Annotated in this window: 9 protein-coding genes; 4 read left to right on the top strand and 5 right to left on the bottom strand. The window is 71.0% G+C overall.

Going from position 1 to position 8088, the window contains the following annotated elements; translation table 11 throughout:
• The coding region (locus C1I98_RS31055; RefSeq protein WP_306461929.1) for an RNA polymerase sigma factor at positions 1-540 on the top strand (540 nt) is incomplete at its 5' end.
• A gap of 139 nt (positions 541-679) precedes the next feature.
• Here the strand turns inward: C1I98_RS31055 and C1I98_RS41925 are convergent.
• The gene (locus C1I98_RS41925; RefSeq protein WP_158558246.1) at positions 680-847 is read right to left on the bottom strand and encodes a hypothetical protein; all 168 of its coding nucleotides are present in this window, start codon (positions 845-847) and stop codon (positions 680-682) included.
• 56 nt (positions 848-903) lie between these two features.
• On the opposite strand from C1I98_RS41925, the gene C1I98_RS45175 reads away from it, so the two are divergent.
• Positions 904-1032 (top strand): hypothetical protein, encoded by a 129-nt coding sequence (locus C1I98_RS45175; protein ID WP_267898088.1) that lies wholly within the window; start codon positions 904-906, stop codon positions 1030-1032.
• Here the strand turns inward: C1I98_RS45175 and C1I98_RS31050 are convergent.
• The 3 genes from C1I98_RS31050 to C1I98_RS31040 all read right to left on the bottom strand — a co-directional run bounded on the left by C1I98_RS31050 (position 1024) and on the right by C1I98_RS31040 (position 4679).
• Positions 1024-2034 carry an acetamidase/formamidase family protein gene (locus tag C1I98_RS31050; RefSeq protein WP_111170929.1) on the bottom strand — a complete coding sequence of 337 codons (1011 nt, stop codon included), beginning with the start codon at positions 2032-2034 and terminating at the stop codon, positions 1024-1026. The two genes, C1I98_RS45175 and C1I98_RS31050, sit on opposite strands and share 9 nt — an antisense overlap.
• 3 nt (positions 2035-2037) lie before the next feature.
• A complete protein-coding gene (locus C1I98_RS31045; RefSeq protein ID WP_111170928.1) occupies positions 2038-3483 on the bottom strand; it encodes an APC family permease in 1446 nt (481 codons plus the stop codon).
• A gap of 113 nt (positions 3484-3596) precedes the next feature.
• Positions 3597-4679, bottom strand: a complete 1083-nt coding sequence (locus C1I98_RS31040; protein ID WP_233508337.1) for a substrate-binding domain-containing protein — start codon at positions 4677-4679, stop codon at positions 3597-3599.
• Positions 4680-4725: 46 nt separating this feature from the next.
• On the opposite strand from C1I98_RS31040, the gene C1I98_RS31035 reads away from it, so the two are divergent.
• Positions 4726-5193, top strand: a complete 468-nt coding sequence (locus C1I98_RS31035; RefSeq protein ID WP_233508336.1) for a MarR family winged helix-turn-helix transcriptional regulator — start codon at positions 4726-4728, stop codon at positions 5191-5193.
• Between the two features lie 191 nt (positions 5194-5384).
• Complete coding sequence (locus tag C1I98_RS31030) at positions 5385-6155, top strand: SigB/SigF/SigG family RNA polymerase sigma factor (protein WP_111170927.1); 771 nt, start codon at positions 5385-5387, stop codon at positions 6153-6155.
• 59 nt (positions 6156-6214) lie between these two features.
• Here the strand turns inward: C1I98_RS31030 and C1I98_RS31025 are convergent.
• Positions 6215-8088, bottom strand: a 1874-nt coding sequence (locus C1I98_RS31025) for a PhoX family protein (RefSeq protein WP_111170926.1), incomplete at its 5' end; no start/stop codon positions are given.

Genomic DNA, 8088 nt, shown 5'->3' with positions numbered 1-8088 from the left:
CGCATGGACGACACACTCAACGCGCGGCTGGCCGCGGGTGAGGCCGACGCCCTCGGCGAGTGTTACCGCGCGCATGCCGTACTGGTCCGGGGGTATCTGCGGAGGTTCGTCCCCGAGCAGGAAGTGGACGACGTGGTACAGATCGTCTTCGCCGAGGCATGGCGGTCGCGCCTCCGGTTCGATCCGGACCGCAGCCTGCCCGCCTGGCTGCTGGGCATCGCGCACAAGCGGGCCGTGGACCACCTGCGCGCCCGCCGTCCGGCGACCCTGCCGCTGTCGGCGGTGCCGGACGCCACGGGGTGCGACGGCCGGGTCGCCGGTGAGGAGCTGGCCGTGCGGGAGGAGATCCACGCGGCGATGGCCCGGCTGCCCGTCGCGCAGCGCCAGGCCATCGAGCTGGCGTACTACGGGGAGTTCACCCAGCGCGAGATCGCCGAACGGCTGCGGGTGCCGCTCGGCACGGTCAAGGCACGCACGACCAGGGGGCTGCACCGCCTGTCCGTGCTGCTGGGCGCGCCCCGCTCCTGGGAACGCCCCTAGGAACGTCTGGCCGCCAGGCCCTCCACCCCGGCGACCAGCAGGTCCAGGCCGATGGCGTAGTAGTGCTCGACGTCGGGCGGATCCGGCGCGGTCCGGGCCCACTCCGTGATGCTGGAAAACCCGTCAGGCGGCAGCGCCGTCAGCGCGGCCCGGTGCTGCCTGCGCTGTTCGGCCGCCTCACGCTCGCCATGTTCGGCCGGCAGGACGGGTCGCCGGCGACCAGCCCCATGCAGCCGTTGAGCAGGTAGCCGGCGATGTAGTAGCCCTCGGTCAGCGTGAACCCCTCGTTTTTCAGCAGGCCGAGCACGCCCAGGGCCGGGGCGGCGTTCGTGCCGATGGCCCTGCTACCGCTTCACGCTGGCCATGTCGGCGGTCATCGTGCTGGCGGGCGTGCCGATCAGCCTGTACGCGCTGCGCCGCCGGCCCTCCCCCAGCCAGGAGGCGGCGGATGAGGAAGGGCCGAAGGAGCCCGCGGGCGTCGGCTCAGCGTGAGGAGAGGTACCGTTCGCCGAGTTCGCGCAGCCTGCGGTGGGCGGAGTCGTAGACGGCGGCCCCGCCCAGGTACGCCTTGGGCAGCTTGGCGACCATCGTGTAGTTCGCGTCGCAGACGTTGCCCACCGGGGCCTGGGCGGCCTGGCTGACGAGCTGGTAGGCGTCCAGCTCGTCCAGGCCGGTCAGGGCGGCGCTCCAGGTCACCAGGTCGTGCTGGCTGATCCGGTAGGCGTCCTCCAGCGGGCGGGCCGAACCGGTGGACATCAGGTGCTCGTCGTCCTCCAGCCGGGGCCACGGAGTGGCCACGCCCTTGATCAGCTCGACCGCGACGACCGTGTTCATCGCGGCCTCCACGCCGGTGCCGCACACCTCGCCGTGGCCCTGGCGGGCGTGCCCGTCGCCGACCCCGAACAGCCCGCCCTCGACGTTGACGCCCAGGTAGAGGGTGACGCCGGCACGTAGTTCGGGGGTGTCCATGTTGCCGCCGTGGGCGTCCGGGGTGATCGTCATCCGCGCCTCGAAGGCGGCGGGGGCCACCCCGACGGTGCCGTGCATGGGGTCCAGCGGGAGTTCGACGCTGAAGTCGCCGCGGGTGGCCCGGTACCGGACGGTCCGCTTGTCGGCGTCGATCTCGTAGACCCACACCCGCTCCTCCAGGGGAGCGTGCAGCATCGCCGTGGTGTGGGTCGCGGTGAGCGCGCCGAAGTGCGGGAACGTGGTGGACACGCCCCAGTCGCGGGCGGGTTCGATGGACACGAAGTGCAGCGCCAGCGTGTCGCCGGGCTCGGCGCCCTCGACGTGGAACGGGCCGGTCACCGGGTTGAGGTAGGGGAACTCGCACACCTGCGAGGGCAGGTCGGCCGGGCCGCGGACCCGGCCGCCGAAGCAGTCCTCGACGTAGAGCTCAAGGATCGTGCCGGGCGTGATGCGAGCCGCGGCCGGGCGTCCGCCGAAGGTGTAGGCCAGGTCCTCGGGACCGGGCCGGTAGGACACGACGTTCATTTGTCAGACCTCTCTGGCGTCCTGCTCGGTCTCCTTGGCGTCCTGCTCGGTCGCCAGCGTGGGCTTGCGGCCCAGCAGGTAGGAGCCGATCAGGACGATCACCCCGATACCGAACCACGCGAAGCCCAGCCGCTGCGCGGCGACCTGCGCGTTGACCACGACGAACACGAGAATGACGAACCCGATGGCCGGCGCCACCAGGTGCGCCCACCAGTTGCGGCTGCGCTTCCTGATCAGATAGTGGACCACCACCGAGACGTGCAGCACCAGGAAGGCGCACATCGCGCCGAAGTTCACCAGCGTGCTGAGCGGCGTGATGCCGTCCTTCAGCGTGCTCATGAACAGGCCGAGCGCCAGCGAGATGCCGGCCACCAGGAAGATGGCGTTGACCGGCACCCTGCGGGTGGGGTGGACGCGGCCCAGCACGCGCGGGAGCTGGCCGTCCCGGCCCATCGCGAACAGCAGTCGCGAGGTCGCCGCCTGGGCGACCAGGGAGTTGGCGAAGCCCCAGGCCACCGCGGTGGCCACGGCGGTCAGCACGCCCAGCCAGGGGCCGCCCGCGAAGGCGGCGGTGTCGTAGAAGGCCGACCCGGCGGCGTCGCCCTCGGCCAGCAGCCTGTCGCGGTCCGGGGTGAGCAGCGCGGCGACCCAGGTCTGCGTGATGAACAGCAGTCCGGCCAGCCCGAGCGCGTACACCATGGAACGGCCGAGCCGCCTGCCGTCCTCGCGGCTCTCCTCGGCGAGCATCGAGATGCCGTCGAAGCCGAGGAAGGACAGCACCGCGACCGAGGTGGCGCCGAAGATCAGCGGCCAGGAGAAGGTGCCCGCGTCGAACAGCGGGCTCAGCGGGTCGCCGCCGCCCTTGCCCTGGATGAGCGCGCCGACGCCGATGACCAGGAAGATCGCCAGCACGATCAGCTCGGCGACCAGCATGATCCGGTTGGTCTTGGCGGTCATCTGGATGCCGAAGTAGTTGACCACCGTGTTGAGCAGCACGAACCCGATCAGCCAGGCCCATATCGGCACCGCGGGCACGATCGACGCCATGGCCGTGCTCGCCACCAGGTAGAGCAGCGAGGGGACGAGTACGTAGTCGAGCAGGATCGCCCAGCCGGCCAGGAAGCCGACCGGCGCGCCGATGCCGCGGCCCGCGTACGTGTAGACCGAGCCGGCCATCGGGAAGGCGCGGGCCATCTGCGCGTAGGACAGGGCGGTGAAGGCCATCGCGACCATGCCGATCGCGTAGGCCAGGGCGACCATTCCCCCGGAGGCGTTGAACACGCTGCCGAAGATGCCGAAGGGCGCGATCGGCACCATGAAGATGAGGCCGTAGATCAGCAGGTCGGCGAAGCCGAGGGAGCGCTTGAGCTCCTGCTTGTAGCCGAAGCGCTCGATCCCGTCCGGTGCGGGTGGGGAGGTTTGATCCGAGACGTCGGACGAACGTGACATATCTATGGCTCTTTCTCGCTCTGGGGGTCGAGCCGTACGATATGCCGCATTCTTGCAGGCGGAAAGATTTCACATGGAAGCTTTACCTGTTCGCGTCACGCCCGCGACGCCGCTCAGGACGAGGTCAGGACATCGAACTCCAGCCCGTCGGCCCGTCCCACGTAGACGCGCTGCCGTACGTGCCGGTCGGCCAGCGTGAGCCGCCCCCGGCCGGTGCTGACCGTGGTGCCGTCGGCCACGGCCTCGATCGCCGGTACAGCGGCGGCGCCCGCCCGCGCCACCAGCGCCGCGATCATCAGCACGCCCTCGTAGCTGCCGTGCCCGTGCGCGCTCATCATCGGGGCGGTGGTGCCGTAGCGGCGGACGTAACGCACGCTGAGGTCGAGGTTGGCCTCGGTCGGGACGGTGCCGAAGTAGCCCATCGTGGCGTACAGCTCGCCGGTGGAGTCGCCGTCCACCGCCAGCAGGCCGTGCTCCTCCAGGGCCCCGCACAGCCGGGCGCAGCGCAGCCCGGCGGCGGTGAAGGCGCGGTTGAAGGCCACCAGGTCGCTGCCGATCAGGTTGAGCAGCACCGCGTCGGGGCGCAGCGCCGCCAGGGACTCGATCACCCGGCCCATCGCCAGGTCGCCGAACCCGCACGGGATCAGCCGCTCACCGACCACCCGCGCCGAACGGGCCAGCAGCCGCCCGCGCGCCGACACGTGGACCAGGCGCGGCCAGACGTAGTCGTTGCCCAGCAGGTACCAGCGCCGCGCCCGCCGGTGCTCGACCAGCCAGTCGATGCCCGGCCCGACCTGGCGGGAGGCGGGCTCGCCCAGGAAGTAGACGCCGGGCGTGCGCGAACCGCCCTCGTAGGGGGGCGTGTAGATGTACGGGGCGGCGCCGCCGAGCGCGCGCTCCACCGCGACGCGCACGTCACTGGCGTGCGTGCCCACCACGGCCTGCACCGCGCCGGCCCGGGCCAGCCCGGCGACCTCGCGGGCGACCTCGGCGGGCGGGCGCCCGCCGTCCACCAGCACCAGCTCGACGTGCCGGCCGAGCACCCCGCCCCGGTCGTTGACCTCGGCCGCGCCCAGCGAGGCGCAGTTGATCACGCAGGGGCCGAGCATCCCCAGCACCCCGGAGACCGGCGCGACCAGCGCGATCCGGAAAGCATCGGCCCTGACCAGGTGGGCTTCAAGTGGGTCGATGACCACGCGTCAGAGTATCCTCTAGCGTACGCGCGAACGAAAGGAGCCGGTGGTGCTGACCGAGCCCACGGCGAAGCCTCCTTCCACGACCTTCACGGCGGGGCTGGGTCACTCGCTCGCCTACCTCCTCAGCAAAGCCGAGCGCAGCGTCAACCGGGGTCTCGCGGCCGTGCTCGCCACCGAACAGCTCTCCGTCGAGCAGTGGCGCATCCTCCAGGCCTTGGCCGACGGCCGCGGCCACTCCATGGGCGACCTGGCCGAGGCCGCCCTGATGCCGCACCCCACCCTGACCAAGGCCGTCGATCGGCTGGTCGATCGCGCCCTGGTCTATCGCGGCCACGACCCTTCCGACCGCCGCCGCGTCGCGGTCTTCCTGGCCGATCGCGGCCGGTCGCTGCTGCACCGCCTGGAGGGCGGCCTGGCCGAGCACCATCGCGCGATCCTGGCCGCGTTCGGGGCCGAGCGCACCGAATCTCTGATGCGCGACCTGGAGTCCCTGGTCACCGGCCTGGAACGCTGAGCGCCCGACCCGAACAGCCACCTCGTTACCATTTTGTGACAAAAGTGAGGTGCGAAGCGCGGATCGCCGGGCATGGTTGATCTCGAAGTCCAGCAGAGGGGCTTCGTCTCAGGTTGATGAGGCGTGTCCTGTCTGGGCTTTTGGTTTCCGGCATGGACGGGCACGCTGTGAACCCCCGATGGAGCAGCGAAATGACCGTCCTGGATGTCGCGTTCGAGCAGATGACCGCCGACGAACTGCTGGCCGAGATGGTCCGCCCGGAGGCTTCCGAGCTGTACCGGGTCAGGATCCGCGAGCGTGTGGTGCAGTTGCACGAGGGCCTGGTCACCGAGGTGACCCGGCGCTACCGGTACCGCGGCGAGCCCATGGAGGACCTGCGGCAGGCCGCCTACGTGGGGCTGATGAAGGCGGTGAACGGGTTCGACCCCGAGCTGGGACACGAGTTCCGCGGCTACGCCATGATCACCATGATGGGCGAGGTGAAGCGCCACTTCAGGGACCGCACGTGGGCGATCAAGGTGCCCCGGGTCTACCAGGAGCGGCGGCTGGAGATCAACAAGATCACCGCGGAGCTGACCCAGACGCTCGGCCACTCCCCGACCGTCGCCGAGCTGGCCGAGCGGATGCGGATATCGGAGGAGGAGGTCCTGCTGGCTCTGGAGGCGTCCGGGGCCTACAGCGCGCTGTCGCTGGACGCGCCGGTCACCGGCGCCGAGGACGCCGCCGACCTCGGCGACTTCCTGCCCGACCAGGACCGCTCCCTGGACACCCTGGTCGACAAGCACGCCGTCAAGCCGCTCATCGACGCGCTGCCGGAGCGGGAGCGCACGATCTTGCTGATGCGCTTCTACGGGAACATGACCCAGGCCGAGATCGCCGCGGAGTTCGGGATCTCGCAGATGCACGTCTCGCGCATCCTGCGCGCCGTGCTCACCCAGCTCCGCGCCAAGCTCTCGGACTGAACTCCCGCAGCCCCGGAGGGTACGGCCCGCGCCGGCCGTGCCCTCCAGGACTCCGTGGGTCAGGAACCGATGTTCCTGCCGCGCGCGTGCCAGACCACGGCCACCGACGGGCGGGGCTGGCTGTCACCGCCGTCGGGCCAGTGGCTCGACGGGTCGGCCGGGCTCGCGCCGTCGGTCTCGCCGGGGTGCTGGACCGCGACGAACACGCTCTTGTCGTCCCGGGTGATCAGCGGGCCGCAGGTCTCCGCGCCCACCGGGACGGTCAGGAACTGCCGCAGATGGCCGCGGTCCCGGCCGGACACCGGCATCACGAACAGGCCGTCGTTCTTGCCGAGCGCGTTGCCGTCCGTGGAGATCCACAGGTTGCCCTCGCGGTCGAAGGCGACGTTGTCCGGGCAGGAGATCGGCGAGACCTTGGACTTGTCGAACCCGGCGAAGTAGGTGGCCGGGTCGTTGGGGTCGCCGCAGACCAGGGCGAGCGACCAGGCGAACGTCCGCGCGACCGCGTCGTTGCGCCGCTCGGTGAGCTCCAGCACGTGGCCGTGCTTGTTGGCGGCCCGCGGGTTGGCCTCGTCGGCCTGCGCCGGGGTGCGGTTGGAGTTGTTGGTCAGCGCGACGTAGATCGCGCCGGTCACCGGGTTGCGCTCGACGTCCTCGGGACGGTCCATCTTGGTGGCCCCGACCTTGTCGGCGGCGACCCTGGTGTAGACGAGGACCTCTTCGGCGCTCATCCCCTGCACGTACGACTTGTCGCCGCTGACCAGCGGAATCCACTCGCCCGACCCGTCGAAGCGGCCGTCCTTGGGCGCCTTGCCCGAGCCGTCGATCTCGTCCTTGGGGCTGTCGCCGGTGAACTTGGCAACGTACAGCGTGCCCTCGTCCAGCAGGCCGCGGTTGTGGCGGTCGAAGCCGGGGATGTAGCGGTCCTTGGAGACGAACTTGTAGACGTACTCGAAGCGGGAGTCGTCGCCCATGTAGGCGACCAGCCGGCCGTCCCTGGACAGGCTGGTGGTGGCGGCCTCGTGGGCGAACCGGCCGAGCGCGGTCCGCTTGATCGGCGTGGCGTCCGGGTCGGTCGGGTCGATCTCCACGATCCACCCGAAACGGTTGATCTCATTGGGGTGCTTGGCGAGGTCGAACCGCTCCTCCACCCGGTCGAAGCGGCGGCTGCCGCTCGGGATGGCGGTGGTCGTGCTGACGCCGTACCGGGTCAGGTACTGCTTCTGCGCCTCCGGCACGCCGTTGCCACCGACGAAGTACTGGTTGAAGTTCTCCTCGGCGGTCAGGACCGTGCCCCAGGGGGTGGTGCCGCCCGCGCAGTTGTTGAGCATGCCGATCGGGCGCAGCCCGCGCGGGTCGGCGGCGGTCTTCAGCAGCGCGCTGCCCGCCGCGGGGCCGCTGAACCGCATCGGGGTCTGCGCGGTGATCCGGCGGTTGTAGCGGCGCCGGCCGCGGGTGACCAGCTTCCACCGGCCGGACCGGCCGGCCCGCTCCAGTTCGATCACCGAGCCGCCGTGCGCGGCGAGGGCGATCTTGATCTGCTCCTCGGTGGCCGCGGTTCCGTCGGTGTAGTCGCGGAACATCAGGGCCTCGTCGCTGTACTCGTGGTTGACCCACAGCAGCGCGCGGTCTGCGCCCAGCGGGAAGAACGCCACGAAATCGCAGTTGTAGCCGAACTGCTTGGCCTGTGCCTCGGCGGTCTGGTTGTCGAAGTCGAACTCGGGCGCGTCCGGGAGCACCGGATCGCCCCAGCGGACCACGGCGGCCGACTCGTACCCCTCGGGCACGGTGAGCTTGTCGTCGGTGTTCGGCGCGACCGGGGTGAAGCGCAGCGAACCGTGGCCCGGGAAGTGCCCGTGGCCCTGGCCGTGCGCGGGGTCGGCGGCGGCCGGAGTGGCCGTCGCGGTGAGGGCACCCCCGCCCACGCCCACCG

Source organism: Spongiactinospora gelatinilytica (assembly GCF_003236385.1).
Taxonomy (GTDB): Bacteria; Actinomycetota; Actinomycetes; order Streptosporangiales; family Streptosporangiaceae; genus Spongiactinospora; species Spongiactinospora gelatinilytica.
Note: the sequence above shows the minus strand (reverse complement) of the source record. Positions and strands in the feature narration are given on the sequence as shown.